This window comes from Sphingobacterium sp. NPDC055431, from assembly GCF_053644255.1.
Genome location: NZ_JBSHLH010000004.1, coordinates 98,015 through 119,741 on the forward strand (window position 1 = coordinate 98,015; position 21,727 = coordinate 119,741).

Consider the following 21,727-nt stretch of genomic DNA (forward strand, 5'->3'; position numbering starts at 1 on the left):
ACTGATTTGATTTATTAACCTAATTAATCTGAAAAGCATGTCCAATAGATTGTTTTCCATTGCTCTATTGTTTCTTTTTGTCAGCTGCATATCGACCAAACCAGATGCGGCGATAACTAAGGATATTGTCTGGACCTTAGGCGGATTTGAACGGCCCAATGCTGTCAATCCCATTATCCTTCCTGATTCCACTTCTACTTTTATGGATCCGATGAGTGACTCCTTGGTCCGTTGGGAGGAAAATGACACTTTTAACCCTGGCGCTGTCGTGAAAGATGGTAAAGTATATGTTCTGTACCGTGCTGAGGATAAATTTGGCATTGGGATCGGTTTTAGGACTTCCAGATTGGGTTTGGCGGAGAGTAATGATGGCATCCACTTTAAGAGGCGCAAAGAACCTGTCTTATTTCCGGATAAGGACAGCCAACGCGAATATGAATGGCCAGGAGGTTTGGAAGATCCACGATTGGCCGTTACAGAAGATGGCACTTATGTCGTGTTCTATACACAATGGAACAGGAAAATGCCGCGCTTAGGAGTTGCAACTTCCAAAGATTTGATCACTTGGCAAAAGCATGGACCAATATTCAAGAATGCCAAATACCAAAAGGTCTATCAGGAGCCTCATAAATCGGCCTCGATTGTGACCACCCTAAAGAATGACAGATTGGTCATAAGTAAAGTAAATGGCAAATATTTTATGTATTGGGGTGAACATGGCGTATCTGGAGCAACTTCCACAGACCTGATCAATTGGGAACCGGTATTGGATGAAGAGGGACACCTAGCGAAATTTATTTCTCCTCGCGAAGGGTATTTTGATTCAGCCCTGACCGAATGCGGGCCTCCAGCTGTCCTAACCGATAAGGGTATTTTACTATTGTACAATGGTAAGAACCATGATAAAAAAGAATTAGCAGATCCAAGATTTAATATTGGTACTTACAGTGCAGGGCAGGTGTTATTTTCCAATACCGATCCTACACATGTCATCCAACGTATGGATGTCCCTTTCCTGAGACCTATGGAAGAATTTGAGAAATCAGGTCAGTATAAGGATGGGACAGTATTTATTCAAGGATTGACCTATTTTAAGAATAAATGGTATCTCTATTATGGCTGTGCGGATTCTAGAGTGGCAGTTGCCGTCTATGATCCCACAAAATTAACTGATTTTGATCCAGTACCCGAAAGTAAATAACCACTGAAAACACCTAAACCTATGAGTAAAATTTGGAAATACGTATTTATAGCCTCTTTAGGAGGATTCCTATTCGGTTTTGAGACTGCTGTCATTTCGGGAGCCGAAAAGATCATACAGGAATTGTGGCATCTTAATTCATTCTGGCATGGATTTACAGTTTCGATATCCTTGATCGGAACCATCTTTGGAGCCATCGCTGCTGCAAAACCTGCCCAAAAATATGGTAGGAAAAGAGTGCTACAGGTGGTTGCCGTAATGTACCTATTTTCGGCAATAGGCTGTGGACTATCTTTTAACTGGTATATGTTTTTATTCTTCAGGTTCTTGGGCGGATTATCTGTTGGGGTTAGTTCCGTGGTAGGTCCTCTATATATATCAGAAATAGCACCAGCCAAACTAAGGGGAAGAATGACTGGAATGTTCCAGATTATGATTGTCAGCGGTATCTTTATCGCTTTCCTGACGAATTATTTATTTGCAAATTTCGGAGACGATGCTTGGCGATACATGTTAGGAATCATGGCCATACCTTCATTAGCTTTTCTATTATTGCTCAATACCATTCCGTTTTCTCCACGTTGGCTAGCATTGAATAACAGAAAAGAAGAGGCCAAGAAAGTATTTGATGACTTAGGCCAAACCTATGAGGAAACGCTCAATACAGAAAATGCAAGTTCAGAAAAAGTTCCATTGTTCCAGGCGAAATATAGGAAACCGATCATATACGCAGTCCTATTGGCGGTTTTTAACCAATTCACTGGGATCAATGCCATTCTGTACTATGCGCCACGAATATTTGAAATGGCAGGGTTCAGTAGGGATCTGGCCTTTCTACAACCAATTTTCATAGGTGGTACCAACCTGTTGTTTACCCTGATCGGGATGAGCATTATCGATAAATATGGTCGAAAGAAACTCTTGTTAAGTGGGGCAGTGGGGATGTTTATCTTTTTGGTATTGACTGCATTTGGCTTGAAAGGTGGAGCATCGGAGTTCCTGTTATTCTATATCATAGGTTTTATTGCATCATTTGCACTATCTCAGGGAGCCGTAATTTGGGTCTTTATTTCTGAAATTTTCCCGAATGCCGTCCGAGCTCAAGGCACATCCTTAGGGAGTACCACGCATTGGGTGATGGCTGCGTTAATTTCTTGGGTATTCCCGATCGTGGTCGAAAATTTTGCTTCTGGTGGTTTCTATATCTTTTTGTTCTATGCCATCATGGTGGTAGTATCCTTCTTCTTTGTGATGCGCATGCCGGAGACCAAAGGAAAGTCTCTAGAACAGATTCAAGAAGAATTAAAATAAATAAAATGGGCTACAATTTCTTGTAGCCCATTTTATGATTGGAGCATGTATTATCAATAATCTCCAGTTTGCATATATTTTTTGCTGGCTTCAATATCATTGCGGATATGTTTAATTTTCCTGTTTTCATAATAATTGACATATTCCTCACGACTCTTGAATTTTGCATCTTGATTTTCCTCGTAAGAAGAAATAGTTGCCAATATATCTTTGCTCATAGGGTTGGCATTTTGGGAATCTTTCAAGTAGGCCTTCATTTCTTCCCTGTCATGACCGAAGATTAATTCAACATCCAAATGGAATACATTTCCATAGGCAAATTTGGACATAAAAAGTTGATAGATGTCTTCATTGTCCATATGCTTATACAATAGATAGGCAATTACATCTAAAGCATAATATGGTATTTCAAGTTCTTGACCTTTGATCTCTTCGTCAAGAATCCATTTAATCAAGGGTTTATCGGCGGCATTGTTTTCATTGAACAGTTCCAGAATCAACATGGCCCGATCCCAAGCATTTCGATCATAGGACCATTTGTTGTCTGGAGTAGGATGTGTATCCAGTTTAAAGCGATCTAGTTTTGATGGATCTGGATTAACCCTGAATTCTTCTATAATTGCTCTTAATTCTTGATCTTGTTCTTCCATATTGATATAGCGTGATTTCATTTAAAATATTAAAAATTGATTAAAAAATAAAATCTGATGATAATAATCAATTCAAATTAAGCTGAATGTAAATGCTAATTCATGTTCTATTATTTCTTTAAGACTAATACGGAGGTCATTTCGGATTGCCATACCTTATTACTTTCGATCAATTCCCGCCAGCTTTCAGCACTGATCAATAATAGATCATGATCCTTGAATAATTGTGCATCCAGATCTATTGCTTCAAATTTGCTAATGTGATTAGGTGCCTTTAAAGCGATGGCGCGAACCATTTCTGATGCCTTTTTATCATCCTGCAGAATATGATGGAAATCGATTATAGTGACCTGAGATTGGGAATTATGGATGAATTTTTGGATATAGAGTAATAAATCCAAATCTTCCTTTCCATAAATAGGTAGTAGGATTTTATCCAAATTCTTTAATCCTTTGTCCATGAAAATCCCTACAGGCACCTTAGTTTTATGCATGATCTGTATGGTACTATCAGAAAATGAAGAATTATTAAAAGGACTTTCCTTTTCCTTAGCTCTATAGATCAAAGTTTCCGGATTGATGATCCTAGTGGTAACACCAAGGATTTTACCCAAGAATGTTCCATCATAAATTGATTGTCCTATTCCAATTAAAAGTAGATCAAAATCACCATCATTGGCAATTTCTGCTACATCTGCTTCCAGATTACTGGATGCCTTGAATAGTGTACTGATCTTTTGCTCCAAGAACTTTGATTCTTGTACGATAGGTTCAAAAGTTTCAAATTCATATAAATCTGAATTTAGATAGGTCAAGTCACTCGTAGGTGTGAGGTGCATAGCGGTAATGGATGAACTTTGGTCCAATTGCTTTACCATAGCGTTGGCAAGCCTCAGAAGAGAAGGACTTGTTTCTGGATTCCCGAAGGATATTAGTATGTTATACTTGCCTTGACGACTGATTTCTTCTGGAACGACATCCTCCGTAGATTTAAAAATCTTATTGAATAGATCGATTGCTGGTCCGGTCATAAAGGTGGTGACCAGAGCCATAATAACCATCATGGCGAATATTTCAGCATTCAATACCCCTAGATCAAATCCAATATTCAGTACGATCAATTCCATCAAGCCACGGGTGTTCATCAATGCACCTATGGTCAGACTATCTTTCCAATTTTGCCCCATAAACTTGGCAGCTAGGGAACTCCCTACAAATTTACCGACAACAGCAACTAAAATAATCCAGCCAGTTACTTTCCATAAATAGGGTTCGTTTAACAGGCCTATTTCTGTCCTTAATCCTGTAAAAACAAAGAATAAGGGCAAGAGAAGAACTAAGGCTACATCTTCTACCTTTTCGATAAATATATTCCTAAATCTGGAGTTTTCAGGCATGATAGCACCGGCCATAAATGCTCCGAACAGCGCATGAATACCGATGACCTCTGTAAGGTAGGAAGATACCAGTAAAGTTAAAAAGAAGATGGCAACAATGGATTTGTTGAGGTTTTCCCGAGTAGAATGAATATCACCAATCCTTTTAAGGAAAGGTTTGACTACCTTGATCATCAACAGTACGTATGCAATTGCCAATGCTATCACATAAAGTGAACTAACAAAAGAACCTGCCTTCACGATAGCAATAACAGCAGCTAAAAGACACCAAGCTGTGATGTCATCAGCAGCGGCACAGGTGATAGCAATGGTTCCAACCCTTGTTTTCTGCATGTGACGTTCCTGAACAATCCTTGCTAACACTGGAAAGGCCGTAATACTCATCGAAATACCAATAAACAAGGCAAAGGAAGAGAATGCGATTCCCTCGGGAGCAAAGCTTTGATAGATAAAATAGGCCAATCCTACTCCTAGAGCAAACGGAAGGATAATACTGGCATGGCTGATGACTATTGCATCATGGGCTTTTTTCTGAAGGACCTTTAAATCCAACTCCATGCCGATCACAAACATAAATAGGATCAGTCCAATCTGGCTCAAAAACTGAAGGTTTCCAAAAGAAGCCTCTGGAAATAGGGCAGCGGAAAAGTCTGGAAAATACATACCTAAAAAAGATGGCCCTAAGACAATACCTGCAATAATTTCACCGATAACGGATGGTTGGCCAATCTTTTTGAAGAGCCATCCAAAAAGCCTTGCGACTAATATGATAACAATAATCTGTACCAATAAAATAGCTAATGGATGCTGTAAGTTGTGCAACATGGAACTCAGGAACTCTTCCCAATTGGAAAGATTGGAGCCCATATTTTCTACATGACGACCTTCTTCCATAAAAGCACCATGGTTGATGATCCAATAAATCAATAATGAAAATCCACCAATGATAACAATATAAAAGAAGCTGCTTTTTAAGTTCTTCATACAATAATTCCTTCTTCAATTTTTGTTTTGGCGTCAGTTTCTGCGCAGTCTGACGGGTTGAAAATAGAAAATAATAAACTTAAATAACCTGCTCAGTGCTCTGAGAGGGCAAAAAATGTAATGAAAGGGAGCTATTATGTAGCGAAACTATAAACTCAGCTTTTGGATAAATGTGGTTTTATAGATTTCACTCAAGTTAAAGGTTAAGGGAGCATCTGTTCCTAAACTGAAGTTTGCTTTGATTTCATCATGTGAAAAGGAACTGATGATGTTCATGGATATGATTTCTTTTTTATTGATTCTGCAAAACTGCATTTCGGGAAGAATTTCCATTAACTTATCAAAGGATATATTTTTCAATGTTACTTCTTTTTGGTCTAGGAGGCGAACGATTTTATCGCGGCTATCAAGTGGGGATGTTTGGATATATGCTATCTGATCAAAATAAAGCAGATATTTTCCTTGATCGGTATTTAATTGAACAAAATTTTTTTCTTCAATTGGTTTACTACCACGAATACTTAATAGCTTTTGGATTGCTTGTTTTAAGCGGTCAATCTTTAATGGCTTCCGGATATAATCAACAGCTTGTAAGTCGAATGCATCAGCTGCATATTCAGCATAAGCCGTAATAAAAATAATGGGCTTGCCACTTAGTTGTTCAGCTAATTCGAGGCCGTTTAAGCCCGGCATTTCAATATCCGAGATCAAAAGGTCATATTCCAGCATAGGAAGTTCCGCCAATAAATCTTTCGGAGAATTAAAGGATTTAACGATTTCCAGATCTGGAATCTGCTGACATAGTAGTTTCAGATATTGTAGGCTTGGCAGCTCATCATCGAGCAGCAAGCACCTTAGCTTTGTAGTCAAGTAGATTGATTTTTAAATGGGCGATGTAGACATCACCTTCAATGAATTTATCAAGTTTGTAATTGTCTTTGTAGACTATGTTTAATCTTTGTTCTAACATTTTGGATCCATAGCCATCATTATCTTTTTGAATAGGCCCTTTCTTTGATATTTTATTGGCTACAGTCAAGGAGAATACATTATCCTTGAATTCAAAAGTAACCGAAATAAATGCATTTGGACTTTGGATATCAGCATGTTTGAAGGCATTTTCGATCAGGTCTGTACTCAACATGGGAACCATCAGTTTTTGGTTCAATAGTGGTTCATTTTCTCTTACCTTCTGTTTAACCTTTAGATCGAATAATGGGCTCAGTTTTATCTTATTGATTTCAATCAAGCTCATCGCAAAGGAAATCTCCTGTTGAGGCGTGACAAACTTCTTGCTGCTTTCGTATAATATATAGTCCAGTACATTGGAAAGCGAATCTAAGGAATGGAAAGTCTGGTAGGCATGGGATTGAATTGAATTTAATACATTCTTGAACAAATGGGGATTGAGCTTGTAATCTATATCTTTCAATTGATGGCTATGCAGTTCACCTTCGATCTTATTAAGTTTGTTTGCCAATGATTTCACCTCTTTTTGGCTCTTTAATAAATAAATCAATAGCAGGATTATGACAAGCAGTAGCGCCGCCAATAGGATGACTGAATAGGTATTGAATTGAATTTGTACCAGTAACATATGGGATTAAATATACTGGATTTCAAATGGTATCCAAAAATATTGAATAGATTGCTTATGAATGATTTATGCTTTTAAAGCAAATTATTGCTCATCTACCATAGATTTTCCCTTTGAAAAATCTCCGGAAGTCCATTCCCAATTTTCGTGAAGCCTGATTTTTCCATTGTCCAATATTTCAGGTATTGATTCACATTTTCCTGTCATCAATGCGCCTGAGCTATTTACCTGATGATATGTCATTTCAATCGTTCCATATTCACTGACTATGCCTAATAGATGTCCGTATTTAATATTGCCACCCTGATAGTCAGCAAAAACAATATTGCCAATTTGTTTATAATGAAAGATGGTTTCTGAGGAAGTTTCTCCGTTTTCGGAATTACTTACCGTGCGGAATGATTTGTTATGATAGTTTACCATTAACATAATAGGAATAATTTTTTAATAAATTTATTTCATTCATCTTTAAAATCATAGTTCTTTCAAAGAAAAAAAATGAAAAAGATAGTTCTGCATTTTTGTTTCCATTACCTGATATTGGCATTAATCTTGATATTTTGATGGCTTATCAAGAAATTTAGGTTAAGATGAGAAAACTGCTTATTGGTTTATTAATGGTTTCTATTGGATTTACAGCCTGTGTGAAAGATGAATTTAATGTAGATGACGAAGTTTCCATTGTTGGTTCGATATGGAAAGGAAAAGGAAAATTGGATGCAGATTCCGATTCTATAGATCTCGAATTAAGCTTCTTTAAAGATGGGATGCTCCATGCAGTTTATGATACAACAAAGTGGGAGGGAACCTATAATTTTAATTTGGAATCGAATGAAGGTATTATCATTGATACCGCCGACATGGAAATCCCATTTAATATAAAGGTAGATACGCTTAAGTTCTTCAGTTTAAAGGGTGATACTATCCGATTGCAAAAGATTAAGTAATATCTATAAAATGCTAAAAGCTGATTTAAGGATTAAATCAGCATTTTTATTTATTTCAGAAACTTTTCTATCATGGCAACTGGAAGGTCTTCATCCATGAAATCTGGACCTACAGTAGTGATTTCTCCGTAATACTCGCCATGTACGCCTGGAACAATGGCCAACTGGCCATTTGGAATTAATCTTTCAAGTTCCTTTCCATGTTCTGGAAGGATTACATCTTGCTCTGCTATAATTATTATTGTCGGAGCTTGGATAGATTGAAGATCTTGATCAGATATATCCTTAAAATTTATCATTCTTGCCGCATCCTTATCATGCATGTTTTTTAAAGCATCCTCTGATGGATTAACCTTTAGAAATGCCTCTTTTAAAAGTGTTGGCATATTATCTAAGCTGGCATTAGCCATAAATCCCCAAAACCAATCCGGTACGCCATTGCGCTTCGCCAATGGAGATCCTAAGATAAGCTTGTTTACTTTCTGAGTATGGTTGATGGCTAGTTGCAGTGCTGTAGTTGCACCATTGCTGAAGCCTAGAATATCTGCTTTCTTGATGTCTAGATAGTTCATGAGTTGGGCGACATCCTCGGCATCTTGAGTAAAGGAAGACGGTGAATTCCTATCTGCTGTTCTGCCATGGGCTTGAGATTCTATGGCGATGATCTGGTGATTTTTTGATAATAAGGGAATGATTCGCTCAAAACTGCTTTGGATGGTAGATCCACCACCATGTAGCATAATTAATGGGAAACCATTGCCGTAAATCTCGTAGTAGATTTGGATGTCGTTTATTAGGGCGTTGTTGGATATTGAGGGTTGCATGTTGAAGAGGATTTGTGATAGGATAAATTTAAGGAATGGGAGGGGGAATTGAATTGTCCTGGGACAAGAAATTTGGTATATCTAATCACAGCAACCGTGAGGGATTGGTTCAGCCCCAAATACCCCAGACTCAAACCCTGAACCCCCTCCGGGTCGAATCCCGTCCGGCACAAGGTTCTATCCCTCACTGACGCAAAAAAGCCTTCATCTTACGATGAAGGCTTTTTGTGCGGAGAGTGAGGGATTCGAACCCCCGAACCTGTGACAGTTAACGGTTTTCAAGACCGCCGCATTCGACCACTCTGCCAACTCTCCGCGACAAAAGTAGAAATTTTTGTACGCTCTCCAAAACTTAATTATTATTAGCCTGAAAATGAGCCTGATTATTTTTTATTCAACGAAAAAATCTGCAATTAACCATATATTTTCAGTTAAATACCCTTAAAATACATAGCAACTTTTAGTTTTTACCGTTTATTTCCCGATTTTAGCATAAAGTCATACGACATGAAAAAAATTGTTATCCTTTTTATTTCTTTGATACAATTTGCCTTTGCTCAAAAGTCCTCTCTGACTTTTGAAACCAAGTTTTATGATGCCGAGGACAGGTGGGTAATCTTTGATAAAAAGGAGAATCAGAATACTTATGCATTAGGATTTGTCTATTTGGACTCTGAGGCTGGTTATACCTTTAGCTATCAGGGCGAATTGGAATATAAAAACAGTGAATTCCATAAAGTCCCTAGATTGGACACTAGCAGCAATATATTAATGAGGCTAGATCGCAATACTTTTAATGTGAAGGTCCTGACAGATGAACAAGTTAAAAAGCTAGGATTAGCCAACCCTCCAGAATGGCTCCAAAATTATAAACAGAATGCTGATTTTATTGAGACACGCGTCCATAGAGCATCCATGATGAATGGTGCTGGTGCGAGTATCAAAGCTTTGCCAATCCTGCAAAAGGCCTATCAGGAAGATCCACATTATCCGGGATTAGAATTTGAACTTGGATATGCCTATAATGCTACTGGAAGCTTTTATAAGGCTGTAATCGTCTTAAATAAGGCAATTGAAAATGATCCAAGTAACTTTTGGTATTACCGTGAACTTGGATTTTCCCTAAAGCATCTCAATAACTTACCTGAAGCCGAAAAGGTTTATAGAAAAGGAATAGAACTCGCTTCTGATAAAAACCAAGTCGCTGAAATGGCCATTAATATGGCTCAGAGTTACTTTCATGCCAAGGATAAAGCTAAATTTGATGAGTGGAAAAGCATTGTAGTACAGCATGCTGAACCTGAATCGCAATATCGTCAATACATTAATTACTTCGAGGAAAATTGGCATAAATCCAATTAAATTGAGGAATAACAGCCTAATGAAATGCTAAAAGATCAACTTGAAAAGCTGAGGTACCCAATCGGTAAGTTCAGTCAACCTGAAAATATTAGTAAAGAAACCATTGAAAGCTGGATCAATACCATAGCTAAGTTTCCTGAATACCTAAAAAATGAAGTACAGAAGCTTCAGGAAAAAGATTTAGAATTGACGTATAGGGAAGGAGGTTGGACTATCAGACAATTGGTTCATCATTGCGCCGATAGCCATATGAATAGTTTTATTCGTTTTAAACTGGCACTCACGGAAGATACACCGATAATAAAACCTTATAAAGAAGACAGATGGGCTTGCCTTGCAGATAGTTTGCAACAAATTGAAAGTTCAATAAAGATATTGGAGGGTCTACATCAACGCTGGGCGACACTACTGGAAAGTCTTTCGGAAGAGGATTTGAAAAAGCAATTTATTAATCCTGAAAGCAAGAAGACAATCAGTATTGAAACTGCCATTGGAATCTATGCTTGGCACTGTAATCATCATCTTACCCATGTCATAAATGCTAAAAAACCCTAGATAACCGGTAAATCGCTATTATTAGAACAATAAAATCCTTAGATTTAAGTATATCAATAATAAATTCACACATGGAACAAATAACACCTTTTAATAGTGCCAGTCAAGCCATCGATGCCTTGGACAATGGTGGTCAATTTTATAATATTTTCACAAAAGCAGACGATGATCTCATCTCACAGTCAGAGGTTTCCAAGGTTGCTGGGGCGGTCCTTCAAAAACAAAAGGCAGTCCTGTTCCTGAATTTAGCAATGAAAAACCTTTCCCCTAGGGAACAACAGGAAATTGAGGGTAGGTTTGATGATAATCTTTCTGATAGTTTCCAGAAGTATGCACCTCAAGTAATAAACTCACATGGGGAATTGGAATCCTTGGATGCTGGGACTGCTGTTATTATAACTGGAGTACCGAGAAAAATCGAAGGAGAAGGAGTTATTTCTGGTTATATCTCGATTCCGGTAATTGATGTATTTACCCTGATACCAATCAGTGAAACCTATATCGTCTATGAAATAAAAGATGAGCTTTCTGGTCAATCGGTTCTGGTAGCACATGATAAGGATGCAGGACTATTGGCAGAAGCAAAATTGAATATTGCTGGAGTAATCAAACAATTTCAATTGGCCCAGGATGACGAAAGCGAATTCCAGAAGTTTATTGAAGTAGACTTTTACAGCGAAGCAAAATAAAGAAGAGCGACCAATTATGGTCGCTCTTACTCATTGTTTTAACTATTATTATGCAAGTTCTTCTAGTCCATTAATTCAAATTCAGCTTCCTGAACATCTCTTGAATTGGTGCCCACATAGACCTTGAATTTTCCAGGCTCTGATACAAATTCTAACTGTTGATTATAGAATCGAAGATCTTCTTCTTCAATAATGAATTCAACTTCTATTGATTTCCCTTTTTCTATAAAGATTTTTTGGAAGCCTTTTAATTCCTTAACAGGTCTTGTTTGGGAGCCTACTAAGTCTTGAAGGTACAACTGAACGACTTCCTCGCCATCAAAATTACCGTTATTCTTTACTGTAACCGAAACTTTTAGTTTATCTGCTTTATGGATGCTTGATTTATCCAGTTTTACAGCCGCATATTCAAATTTAGTATAGCTCAATCCGTATCCAAAAGGATATAAAGGTTCATTGCTCACATCTAGGTAATTAGACCTAAACTTCTGAAACCAGGCATCTTTAGCCAAAGGCCTTCCAGTATTCTTTTGACTGTAGTACATGGGCACTTGACCAACGTTCTGAGGAAAGGTTGCAGGAAGTTTTCCTGAAGGATTTACATCTCCAAAAAGCACATCAGCTACAGCTTTTCCGGTTTCAGTACCACCAAACCATACATTTAAGATTGCTGGGACATTTTTATTTTCCCAGGAAAGCGTCATAGGTCTCCCTGCGAATAACACCAATACCACTGGCTTTCCAGTTTTCACTAAAGCTTCTAACAAGCGCTTTTGGCTTTCAGGAATATTGAGGTCAGTACGGCTTGAGCTTTCACCGCTCATTTCTGAACTTTCACCCAAAGCAGCAACGATTACATCAGCTTCCTGAGAAACCTGGATGGCTGAAGCAATGATTTCCTCTGGATTACGGTCATCTCTCGGAATGGTACGACCAAACATTGTAGAACGTTCCTGTAAGACAGCATCATCGGTAAGATTGGCGCCTAAATGAGTTACAATTTTTACTTTATCACCCAAAACAGATTGCATGCCTTCCACTAATGACTGCGTGTTTTTCAGATCAGCACTGACGCTCCATGTTCCTGGCATATTTGCTCCAGTATTAGCCAATGGTCCAATGACAGCAACCGTTCCCTGTTTTTTCAGGGGTAATGTATTGCTTTCATTTTTCAGGAGCACGAAGGATTTACCTGCTGCTTCTCTAGCAAGTTTCAGGTGCTCCGGAGTCAGGATTTCTTTCTTCGCACGGTCTTCACTACAATATTTAAAAGGATCTTCAAATAATCCTAATCTATATTTTGCCTCCAAAACAAAACGACAGGCCCTATTGATATCATCCTCTGAAACTTTACCTTCATCCAATGATTTCTTTAGGGTAGTCAAAAATCCTTCACCGACCATATCCATATCCACTCCAGCTTTCAAGGATAATTCGGAAACTTTCTGAAGATCCCCTAAGCCATGGTCGATCAATTCATTGACTGCCGTATAATCCGTTACAACAAGCCCATTAAATTTCCAGTCTTTACGCAAAAGATCGGTCAACAACCAATGGTTTGCACTTGCCGGCACTCCGTTGATATCGTTAAATGAAGTCATTACGGACATCGCACCTGCATCCAAAGCCGCTTTATAAGGAGGTAGATATTCATTGTACATCCTATGCAAGCTCATGTCTGTGGTATTATAATCTCTACCAGATTCAGCAGCTCCATAGAGCGCAAAATGCTTGACGCAAGCCATTAGTGTATTGTTCTTGCTCAGATCATCACCTTGATAGCCAACGACCATCTCTCTGGCAATCCGAGAGCTTAAGTAGGTGTCTTCTCCGCTTCCTTCGGAGATTCTTCCCCAACGGGCATCTCTCGAAATATCGACCATTGGTGAGAAGGTCCAGTTCAACCCATCGGCTGAAGCCTCAACAGCAGCTACACGCGCCGTTTTTTGGATTAATGGCATATCCCAGGTTGCCGCTAATCCCAATGGAATCGGGAAAATGGTTTTATAACCATGGATAACATCCATTCCGAATATTATGGGAATCTTTAAACGAGATTGATTTACTGCCAATTCCTGGGCTTTACGGATTCGAGCAGGAGAGGTCATACTAAATATTCCCCCGATATTTCCAGCTTTAATCTTAGATTCCACATCCGTAGATACTACAGAACCAGTCGTCGCCTCACCAGCGGTAACCAGGTTCAATTGCCCAATTTTCTCTTCTATGGTCATTTTGTTCATCAGGCCATCGATGAAAGAATCCATCTTTTGATCCTGTTGGGCAAATAACGTATTGGAACTAAGGATTAGTCCGCAACAGAGTATATTCTTAAAAAATTTCATTGCAAATTGATTCATAAAAACTCAGCCCAGGAAGGGCTGAGCATTCATTACTAACCACTTATTATTTCAAATTTGGACTTTGAAACCCTAACTTTTTCAATCCTGACTGAATCTCTGGAGCTTGCATAAACAGATTCCAGATCAGACCAGAACGGTAATTTTCCATCATGACTACGATAGGACCTTGGTCGATGGCTAAGTATCGCTGCGGAAACCAATTTTCAGTTTCACTATAAGCATCATAAAAACCATATTTTCCCCATACCTTATCACCTAAATTATTGAACAGATACCTCGCAAATGCTAAACTTTCTTTTGGGGTATAAGGGGTAGAGGACAAGGCGGCAGTCGGACTGATCACTGACTTATCGTTGTCAGGATGATGGGCATCATATCCTTTGATGGAGTATGAAGCGGTCCATCCCCAACCTTTATCAGCACCATATCCTTTATAATGATTAGGATTTTCTTCAGCATAGGCGATATTGATCTTAGCATGGTTCACGACTACTTCACCATAATCAACATACTGATCCTTTAAGCCCGTTGGATTTAATCCTAAAAAGGAGTAATGGGCCCAGAATAAAGGTCCTACCTGACCTTCTTTTGCATTATGCTTGATACCTATTGGAATATCAAATTTTTTAAGGTCCGACTTAATTTTTCCATCTCTTGCCCAACCTTGGTTGTACACCGCGGTATCAATGGCATGTGTAGGAGAGGAAGCCGCCAATACATAGGTTACCAGACATTCATCATATCCTTGGATAGGATGATTCATTCCGAAATCGTGGGTCGGACTCCAATGCCATAACAAGACATTCTTACCATTGGTATAATGGTTCCAGTCGATTTCTTTCCATAGCTCATCAGCTTTGTTGGCAATGGTTTTCTGGGTATCAGACCCATTCTTCAAATATTCTCTCACAACGATCAGTGATTGTGCTAGAAATGCCGTTTCCACCAAATCACCACCATTATCCTTTTCACTGAAAGCTTTAACTTTTCCGGTATCTCCATAGTACCAATGTGACCAAGCTCCCTTGAATCTTGGGATTTTCCCCAAGTAATCCATGATATGGTTTAAGCGATCTTCTCCTTCTTTCTTGGAAATATAGCCACGCTCCATTCCCACGATCAATCCCATAATGCCAAATCCACTTCCACCGATGGTAACGACATTTTCATCGTTCTCAGGATAGACCCCATCGATATGGATTCTTTCTCTAGCCATTCCTGAATTAGGTTCAGCACCTTCCCAGAAATATTGGAAAGTTTGCTGCTGAATCTTGTTCATCAGGGAATCGTTTGAATGGGCAACACTATCTACAGATTGGCTTGTTTCTTTCTTGTTATCCGTTTTCTGTACGTTTTGACAAGATTGAATCCCTGCAGCTGCTAATAATAACCCGATTGTAATTGCTCGTATCTTCATAATATATTAAATGTTAGGAGAATTAAACCCTAATTTCTTTAATCCGTTTTTTACTTCTGGACTCTTCATCAATAAGTTCCAGATTAATTTACTACGGTGGTTCTCTATCCCTATGATAATAGGTCCTTGATTGATTGCGATATAACTTTCCGCAAACCAAGGTTCATCCAGGGAGAAGCCATCCTTGAAACCATATTGGCCCCATAATTTGTCACCAAGTTTATAATAAAAGAACTCCATGGCTTCCATAGATTCTTTTGGTGTATATGCCATGGATGTCAATGCAGCTGTTGGACTGATGATCCCTAGATCATTGCTGGGTGACATCGCTGAATATCCATTAGGGATATCACCTGCTGTAAGACCCCAACTACTTGCAGAATACCCATAAAATCCTTTCGGATTTGAAATACAATAAGCTCGGTTAATTAATGTCTGGTTTTTCACCTGTACCTCATAATCGGCATAAGCATCTTTTAATCCCATTGGATTGATTCCAAGAAAACTATATTGTGCTGTAAAAAGTGGTCCACCTTGATCTGGACCTAAAGGTAGTTCCATCTCAAAGAAACGCTTTCCATTTTTCATCTGTCCATTTCTGGCCCATCCTTCATCATAAACCTTTTTGTCAATGCTGAACTTATTGCTTCCAGCCGACAATACATAAGTGATCAATGATTCATTCCATCCTTGAACCTTCAGGTTCATATCCCAATTATGGTTAGGACTCCAATGCCAAAAGAGAACATTCTGCCCGTTCTGAAAGAAATTCCATTCCACCGCTTGGTATAAAGCATTGATATCAGCCGTTAAATTGGCGTCTTGAAAATATTCCCTAGCGACCATTAGCCCTTGAAAGAGTAGGGAGGTCTCAACGATATCGGCGCCATTATCTTTCTCACTAAAAGGCTGGGTTTTTCCCGTCCCACCTTGGTACCAATGCGAAAAAGCGCCATGATATCTATCCGCTGTCTTGAGAAAGGAAACAATTTTCTTGGTTCTTTCCAATCCTTCAGATTTACTGATAAAGTTCCTATGAATCCCAGTTACGATAGCCATTAAACCAAATCCAGTTCCTCCAGTGGTAACTGTTTCAGTAGAGCTATTTCGTTCCCTGATCATTCCAGAGCTAGGATGTGCAAAGGTCCAGAAATAGTTAAAGGTCTGCTTTTGAACCAAGGTCATTAACTCATCCTGTGAAATCCTCTTGAACTTGTCAGAAGGGTCAAACGCTGTGTTGAATGAATAGTTGTATTGTTGGTTTAAGGGATTATTAGCATTGCTTTTCAGGGAATTATTTACCAATACCTCATATTTGGATAGTGGGTTTAAGGCTTTAGTCGGAGTAATGGAAACCTTTTTACCTGCTTCAAGTAGTTTTACAGTGCTTGAAATTGTGGATTTATTGGCATCCAAAATCTGAATGGAGTTATTTAGATCTTGATTCGAAACATTCTCATCAAACTCAAGAATAAATTCAGGCTGAAGCTCAATTCCTTTGGAAGCAATTTGCAACACCTTATTTCCGTTGCTAACAGAAGTCAGTGCAAAACTGGTACTAGAAGGTTTATCAGGGGCTTCGTTTTTAGAACAAGCCATGAAAACTGAACTGAACAATAAAATAGTGGAGTATAGATTTCTCATGCTTGAAAGTGGTAATAGAAGGGAAGATCCGAAGACCTTCCCTCTAATTGTATGAAAATTTACCAGCCAGTATTTTGAACCATATCTGGTGTCTGAATCAATTGATTATCTGGAATAGGGAATAGATAATGTTTAGCAACGAACGGTTTGCCGGCAGCTTTCATCGCTGCTTCAGCTTGTTTGGTCCTTACCAAATCAAACCAACGATCATGTTCCATTGCCAACTCTAAACGACGTTCCTTCCAGATCGCTTGACGGATGGCTACTTGGCCTGAAGCTGTTGAATTAGCCAGCTTAACACGAGAGCGAACAGCATTCAAAGCAGTCAAGGCTTCGGATGTATTGCCCAATTCATTGGCAGCTTCCGCTTTGATTAAGTAGATTTCACCTAAACGTAAGTACCTAAGGTTTTTATCTGTATCGCCCGCTCCACCATTTGCGGATGAATAGGCCTTTTCGTTGTACATTTCATTCTCGGTATTTCCGATTAGTAAACCATCAAACATGGTTTCATTTCTGAAAATAATGGTAGCATCGCGGCGGATATCATCTTTCTCCGCATTGAAAGCATCCAATAAGTTTTGAGACGGCGTATTGAATCCCCAACCAATTCCAGCAGCTCCACCACGTGGACCCTGAGTTTGCGAGTATTGTTGTATACCGTGGGCAATTGAAGACCCTCTTGCCTGAACTTCGAATAGAGATTCGGACCCGTTTTCACCTGCAAGTCTCCAGATCTTGGCGTAATCAGGCTCTAAAGAATATTCTCCAGAACTGATTACTGCTTGTGCCAAATCAAATGCTTGCTGCCATTTCCCTTGGTATAGATATACCTTGGATAATAATCCTTGAGCAGCACCTTTAGTAGCTCTACCCAAATCTTTAGCGGCATATTTGGACTTATCAGGAAGGTTATTGATTGCAAACTGAAGGTCAGCTTCAATGTATGCATATACTTCAGCTTGAGGAGCCCTAATGATCAGGTCTTTCTCCTGGATAGGAACATCGCCCCAGCCACGAACTAACCAAAAATAATTCAATGCTCTCAAGAACCTTGCTTCACCGATATACCTGTTTTTCAAGGTTTCATCCGTCAAACCATATTCTTCTGTGTATTGAATGGAATTGGTCGCTCTACCGATAGACTTGTACCATTGTTCCCATAAAGCTGCAAATGAACCAGCAGTAGAGGTGTAGGTTAGGTTATCTAAGATATCTTTGTCACCACCAGTATCTGTAGGTGAAGAACCTTTATCTGAATTATCCGAAATGATTTCTGTAATCCCCAAGAAGGAGAATCCATAATTCCAGTCCGTGAACATCCCATAGATACCATTCACTAATACTTCGGGAGAGTAATTTTCATTACTGTCTTCAGCTTCAATTACTTCCTGGGATGGCACGTCTAAAAAATCCTTGGAACAGCCAGTCATCAAAAGACCTGCAGCTGCCAATAATGCTATATTTAAATTTCTAAATTTCATGTTGTCGTCATTAATTAATTAGAACTGAACATTGATACCAAACAAGAAGTTTCTTGTAGTAGGGTATGCCGATAACTCAATACCTGAAGTCAATTGAGGGTTACCATCGCTAGCAATCTCTGGTGAGAAACCACTGTACTTGGTAAACATAAATGGATTCTGCGCTGTGAAATATAATCTCATGTTTGAAGTAGAGTTATATAACTTTTTGAAGGTATAGCCTAGGGTAATGTTATTGATCCTGAAATAATTACCAGACTCTAAGTAATAACTAGAAGCATATGAATCTCTATCAGCTCCTGGATCGGTGTTAGATTTGTTATCTGCTGTCCAACGGTTGTTGAAAGTATCCTCAGTAATGTTTTCACCACCATTGATCCTAGTTCCTTTCAATGCATTGTAGATCTTGTTACCTGCAACACCATATCCTGAAAGAGAGAAATCAATCGCTTTGTAGTTGATACCTAGGTTCACACCGTAAGTAGAAGTTGGCATATACGATCCGAAGAATACTTTATCCCTGTTGTCGATTACACCATCATCATTTTGATCTTTATAGCGTAAGTGACCAGGACGAGGGGTACCATATTTTGCATTGTTCGCAATTTCATCGGTATTTTGCCAAACACCATCGGTTTCCCACATCCACCAACCGTAGATTGGCTGCCCAGATTTGATCTGCTTAGTGATCTGACCATTCGCAAGACTACCACCGATAGCTCCGTCATAAGCTGCTTTTACATCAGTCAACTCATTGTGGTTGTAAGAGTAGTTAACTCCGATATTGTAATTAAAGTCCTCAGAAACTGAATTTGCCCAGTTTAAGATCACTTCAATACCTTTGTTTCTTACCTTACCACCGTGATCGTAGAAGTTATTGGCGAAAGGAGAGTTCAAGATTGGCTGAACATTCATCAATACGTTTGTATTCAACTTGTTGTAGAAATCTACGGAACCCGAAAGTTTTCTATTGAACATTTCAAAATCCAAACCTACACCAGTTTCTTGAGTTTTCTCCCAAGTCAATGGTAATGCAGGGCTACCAAAAGCTGCTCCCAATACTAGGTCTTGACCAGGGCCAAATACGTAGTTGTAGTTTGAACTTCCTTCAGCAGTCAATAATTGAGAAACGTTCAATGGAATATCTTGGTTTCCTAATACACCCCAGTTTGCTCTTAATTTCAAGAAATTCAATACGGTATTGTCTTTCATGAAATCTTCATTGGAGATGGTCCAACCTAAACCAAATGAAGGGAAGGTCGCATAGTAGTTACCTGTGTTTCTGAATACACTTGATCCATCACGTCTGATGGTCGCTGTTGCATAATATTTACTGTTGTAGTTATATTGAACACGACCGAAATAAGAAGCTAATGCTCTTGGTGTATAATAAGTTTGGTTCAACACCTTGGTATAATCTGCTGAAGCCATGTCTATGTTCCAATATTGCTCCAAAACAGGTAGGTCATATCCAGTTCCTGAAAGCATATTTGAAATATTAGATTTCTCCCTAGAGAAACCGGCAACTGCGTTTACTTGATGACCATTGAAGTTTTTGTCAAATGTCAAGAAGGTTTCCCATTGCCATCTGAAATCTTCGTTCTTTTTGTACATCAAGCTGTTGTTTGCATATTGAGTGACATTTGGATTGTCATTTTTCAATTTATTGAAATCAGCCTCTGTACGAAGTGGATTACCATTTAACCATGCATCTTTGATGTCAGTAAAAGATCTTTCATTGCTGAAGATCTTAGTTCCACCGATACGTGAATTGATCTTTAAGAAATCAAAGATTTGATATTCAGCTTCGATACCACCTTGAAGACGGGTATTGTTCAACAATTGATTAGCTCTTTGGATTGCATAAACAGGGTTACCGATCGAGTTCAAGTTACCAGTCGTTTCACCAGGTTGAGTTTGGTATCCAGCAACACCAGTTGAAGAATTGTAAATTGAAGTACCATAACGACCGTTATCAAACATAACTGGAGCCAATGGAGTCTGACGGTAGGCATCATTAAATGCACTGAAAGGTTTTGGTGTAGATTTATTGAATGATAGGTTTAAGGTTTGGATAAACTTAAGTTTGTTGTCCAAAAACTTGTAGGTATTGTTGTTTCTAATGGTATTTCTAGTGAATTTAGAACCGTCGATAATACCTTGTTCAGTGAAATTATTTGCACTGAAGAAATAGTCTACAATTTCAGATCCACCAGAAATATTGATGGAGTTATTGAATACGGTACCATTTTGCAAGATTTCATCAAACCAATCCGTATTATTTGCTTGGTTTGCCGCCAATAAAGTACCTCTTCCGATTCCCTGAATATTTTCGTTATAATATTGGATATATTGGGAAGCATCAGCCATCTTAACACGGTTCAACATGTTTTTCATACCTGCATAGCCCTCGTAGCCAATCTTAACAGAACCAACTCTACCTTTTTTGGTAGTAACCATGATTACACCGTTCGCAGCACGAACACCATAAATGGAAGCCGAAGAAGCATCTTTCAATACGTTAATAGATTCGATGTCTGCAGGGTTGATTGAATTAAGGTTATCAGTTGGGAAACCATCCACGATATACAATGGATTTCTTCCCCCTAATGCTGTTCCTAGACCGCGGATAGTAACTTGTGGGGTAGAACCTGGAGCTTCTGAAGCTGTTACGTTCAAACCAGCTACTTTACCTTGAATAGACTGCATAGCTGACATGGCTGGTTGTTTCACGATTTCTTCAGCCTTAACGCTTCCAATGGAACCCGTTAAGTCTACTTTCTTCTGTGTACCATAACCGACAACCACAACCTCTTCTAAAGCCATGTTCTCGTCGTCTAAGAAAACATTGATTTGATCTTTGTCGCCAACTGCGATGCTTTGCGACACGTATCCTATAAAAGAGAATACCAATGAATCAGTAGGGCTAGCCTCTAAGCTAAAACGGCCTGCCTCATCCGTCTGAGCTCCTCCTGATTTACCACTTATAGAAACGGAAACTCCAGGCAAAGCAATCATGCTTTGGCTGTCCTTTACCGTACCTGTAACGGTTTTGCTTTGACCGTATAGCCATGTAAAGCTGATAAGGAAAACAAAGGTCAGTGTAAATAACTTCCTCATATAACAAATGGTTTAATTGAGTGAATAATGTTTAGTAAGTAAAAAAGTGTTTGTTCACTTAACAAATATGTGATGTATAAGTTTGTAATTAAAATAATCCATATATACATTACTACTACATTCAATTTTTACTTGCTCATTTAAATGTTATATAAAAGTTATATGTTTGATAACTAAATGTT

Annotated in this window: 17 protein-coding genes and 1 tRNA gene; 6 read left to right on the forward strand and 12 right to left on the reverse strand. The window is 38.7% G+C overall.

Annotated elements, in window-relative coordinates; all coding sequences use genetic code 11:
- Positions 1-37 precede the first annotated feature (37 nt).
- Both ACWIB3_RS06060 and ACWIB3_RS06065 read left to right on the forward strand, forming a co-directional pair.
- Positions 38-1,201, forward strand: a complete 1,164-nt coding sequence (locus ACWIB3_RS06060; RefSeq protein ID WP_454291166.1) for a glycoside hydrolase family 130 protein — start codon at positions 38-40, stop codon at positions 1,199-1,201.
- A gap of 21 nt (positions 1,202-1,222) precedes the next feature.
- A complete protein-coding gene (locus ACWIB3_RS06065; RefSeq protein WP_254527126.1) occupies positions 1,223-2,512 on the forward strand; it encodes a sugar porter family MFS transporter in 1,290 nt (429 codons plus the stop codon).
- Between the two features lie 53 nt (positions 2,513-2,565).
- On the opposite strand, the gene ACWIB3_RS06070 is transcribed toward ACWIB3_RS06065, so the two are convergent.
- From ACWIB3_RS06070 to ACWIB3_RS06090, 5 genes are all read right to left on the reverse strand, one after another.
- Entirely contained in the window at positions 2,566-3,183 is a 618-nt protein-coding gene (locus tag ACWIB3_RS06070) for a hypothetical protein (RefSeq protein WP_454291167.1), read from the reverse strand.
- 89 nt (positions 3,184-3,272) lie between these two features.
- Positions 3,273-5,543 carry a cation:proton antiporter gene (locus ACWIB3_RS06075; RefSeq protein WP_454291168.1) on the reverse strand — a complete coding sequence of 757 codons (2,271 nt, stop codon included), beginning with the start codon at positions 5,541-5,543 and terminating at the stop codon, positions 3,273-3,275.
- 147 nt (positions 5,544-5,690) lie between these two features.
- Positions 5,691-6,413 (reverse strand): LytR/AlgR family response regulator transcription factor, encoded by a 723-nt coding sequence (locus ACWIB3_RS06080; RefSeq protein WP_454291169.1) that lies wholly within the window; start codon positions 6,411-6,413, stop codon positions 5,691-5,693.
- The gene (locus ACWIB3_RS06085; RefSeq protein ID WP_313259215.1) at positions 6,379-7,140 is read right to left on the reverse strand and encodes a histidine kinase; all 762 of its coding nucleotides are present in this window, start codon (positions 7,138-7,140) and stop codon (positions 6,379-6,381) included. The genes ACWIB3_RS06080 and ACWIB3_RS06085 overlap by 35 nt, the downstream gene beginning before the upstream one ends.
- 84 nt (positions 7,141-7,224) lie before the next feature.
- Positions 7,225-7,569, reverse strand: a complete 345-nt coding sequence (locus ACWIB3_RS06090; protein WP_214648406.1) for a DUF3129 domain-containing protein — start codon at positions 7,567-7,569, stop codon at positions 7,225-7,227.
- Between the two features lie 161 nt (positions 7,570-7,730).
- Here ACWIB3_RS06090 and ACWIB3_RS06095 point away from each other — a divergent pair, with 161 nt between their 5' ends.
- Positions 7,731-8,087 carry a hypothetical protein gene (locus ACWIB3_RS06095; protein ID WP_185214453.1) on the forward strand — a complete coding sequence of 119 codons (357 nt, stop codon included), beginning with the start codon at positions 7,731-7,733 and terminating at the stop codon, positions 8,085-8,087.
- Positions 8,088-8,137: 50 nt separating this feature from the next.
- Here ACWIB3_RS06095 and ACWIB3_RS06100 read toward each other — a convergent pair whose 3' ends face one another.
- Positions 8,138-8,911, reverse strand: a complete 774-nt coding sequence (locus ACWIB3_RS06100; protein ID WP_454291170.1) for an alpha/beta fold hydrolase — start codon at positions 8,909-8,911, stop codon at positions 8,138-8,140.
- A 230-nt stretch (positions 8,912-9,141) separates the two neighbouring features.
- Positions 9,142-9,226, reverse strand: a tRNA-Ser gene (locus ACWIB3_RS06105).
- 192 nt (positions 9,227-9,418) lie between these two features.
- On the opposite strand from ACWIB3_RS06105, the gene ACWIB3_RS06110 reads away from it, so the two are divergent.
- From ACWIB3_RS06110 to ACWIB3_RS06120, 3 genes are all read left to right on the forward strand, one after another.
- Positions 9,419-10,273, forward strand: coding sequence for a tetratricopeptide repeat protein (locus ACWIB3_RS06110; protein ID WP_454291171.1), 855 nt, complete (start codon positions 9,419-9,421; stop codon positions 10,271-10,273).
- A gap of 24 nt (positions 10,274-10,297) precedes the next feature.
- On the forward strand, positions 10,298-10,828 hold the full coding sequence (locus ACWIB3_RS06115) for a YfiT family bacillithiol transferase (RefSeq protein WP_454291172.1): 531 nt from the start codon (positions 10,298-10,300) through the stop codon (positions 10,826-10,828).
- A gap of 71 nt (positions 10,829-10,899) precedes the next feature.
- Positions 10,900-11,517 carry a hypothetical protein gene (locus ACWIB3_RS06120; protein WP_313259227.1) on the forward strand — a complete coding sequence of 206 codons (618 nt, stop codon included), beginning with the start codon at positions 10,900-10,902 and terminating at the stop codon, positions 11,515-11,517.
- A 62-nt stretch (positions 11,518-11,579) separates the two neighbouring features.
- On the opposite strand, the gene bglX is transcribed toward ACWIB3_RS06120, so the two are convergent.
- From bglX to ACWIB3_RS06145, 5 genes are all read right to left on the reverse strand, one after another.
- On the reverse strand, positions 11,580-13,862 hold the full coding sequence (gene bglX, locus ACWIB3_RS06125) for a beta-glucosidase BglX (RefSeq protein WP_454291173.1): 2,283 nt from the start codon (positions 13,860-13,862) through the stop codon (positions 11,580-11,582).
- 61 nt (positions 13,863-13,923) lie between these two features.
- On the reverse strand, positions 13,924-15,297 hold the full coding sequence (locus ACWIB3_RS06130; protein ID WP_454291174.1) for a glucoamylase family protein: 1,374 nt from the start codon (positions 15,295-15,297) through the stop codon (positions 13,924-13,926).
- A gap of 6 nt (positions 15,298-15,303) precedes the next feature.
- Positions 15,304-16,941 carry a glucoamylase family protein gene (locus ACWIB3_RS06135; protein WP_454291175.1) on the reverse strand — a complete coding sequence of 546 codons (1,638 nt, stop codon included), beginning with the start codon at positions 16,939-16,941 and terminating at the stop codon, positions 15,304-15,306.
- Positions 16,942-17,000: 59 nt separating this feature from the next.
- Positions 17,001-18,425, reverse strand: coding sequence for a RagB/SusD family nutrient uptake outer membrane protein (locus ACWIB3_RS06140; RefSeq protein WP_185212130.1), 1,425 nt, complete (start codon positions 18,423-18,425; stop codon positions 17,001-17,003).
- 18 nt (positions 18,426-18,443) lie between these two features.
- Complete coding sequence (locus tag ACWIB3_RS06145) at positions 18,444-21,545, reverse strand: SusC/RagA family TonB-linked outer membrane protein (protein ID WP_313259232.1); 3,102 nt, start codon at positions 21,543-21,545, stop codon at positions 18,444-18,446.
- Positions 21,546-21,727: the final 182 nt, after the last annotated feature.

What these genes read in the sequence shown, in the direction of transcription:
- ACWIB3_RS06060 (WP_454291166.1), top strand. Translation starts at nt 38, where the DNA reads ATGTCCAATAGATTGTTTTCCATTGCTCTATTGTTTCTTTTTGTCAGC.
- ACWIB3_RS06065 (WP_254527126.1), top strand. Translation starts at nt 1,223, where the DNA reads ATGAGTAAAATTTGGAAATACGTATTTATAGCCTCTTTAGGAGGATTC.
- ACWIB3_RS06070 (WP_454291167.1), bottom strand. Translation starts at nt 3,183, where the DNA reads ATGAAATCACGCTATATCAATATGGAAGAACAAGATCAAGAATTAAGA.
- ACWIB3_RS06075 (WP_454291168.1), bottom strand. Translation starts at nt 5,543, where the DNA reads ATGAAGAACTTAAAAAGCAGCTTCTTTTATATTGTTATCATTGGTGGA.
- ACWIB3_RS06085 (WP_313259215.1), bottom strand. Translation starts at nt 7,140, where the DNA reads ATGTTACTGGTACAAATTCAATTCAATACCTATTCAGTCATCCTATTG.
- ACWIB3_RS06090 (WP_214648406.1), bottom strand. Translation starts at nt 7,569, where the DNA reads ATGTTAATGGTAAACTATCATAACAAATCATTCCGCACGGTAAGTAAT.
- ACWIB3_RS06095 (WP_185214453.1), top strand. Translation starts at nt 7,731, where the DNA reads ATGAGAAAACTGCTTATTGGTTTATTAATGGTTTCTATTGGATTTACA.
- ACWIB3_RS06100 (WP_454291170.1), bottom strand. Translation starts at nt 8,911, where the DNA reads ATGCAACCCTCAATATCCAACAACGCCCTAATAAACGACATCCAAATC.
- ACWIB3_RS06110 (WP_454291171.1), top strand. Translation starts at nt 9,419, where the DNA reads ATGAAAAAAATTGTTATCCTTTTTATTTCTTTGATACAATTTGCCTTT.
- ACWIB3_RS06115 (WP_454291172.1), top strand. Translation starts at nt 10,298, where the DNA reads ATGCTAAAAGATCAACTTGAAAAGCTGAGGTACCCAATCGGTAAGTTC.
- ACWIB3_RS06120 (WP_313259227.1), top strand. Translation starts at nt 10,900, where the DNA reads ATGGAACAAATAACACCTTTTAATAGTGCCAGTCAAGCCATCGATGCC.
- bglX (WP_454291173.1), bottom strand. Translation starts at nt 13,862, where the DNA reads ATGAAATTTTTTAAGAATATACTCTGTTGCGGACTAATCCTTAGTTCC.
- ACWIB3_RS06130 (WP_454291174.1), bottom strand. Translation starts at nt 15,297, where the DNA reads ATGAAGATACGAGCAATTACAATCGGGTTATTATTAGCAGCTGCAGGG.
- ACWIB3_RS06135 (WP_454291175.1), bottom strand. Translation starts at nt 16,941, where the DNA reads ATGAGAAATCTATACTCCACTATTTTATTGTTCAGTTCAGTTTTCATG.
- ACWIB3_RS06140 (WP_185212130.1), bottom strand. Translation starts at nt 18,425, where the DNA reads ATGAAATTTAGAAATTTAAATATAGCATTATTGGCAGCTGCAGGTCTT.
- ACWIB3_RS06145 (WP_313259232.1), bottom strand. Translation starts at nt 21,545, where the DNA reads ATGAGGAAGTTATTTACACTGACCTTTGTTTTCCTTATCAGCTTTACA.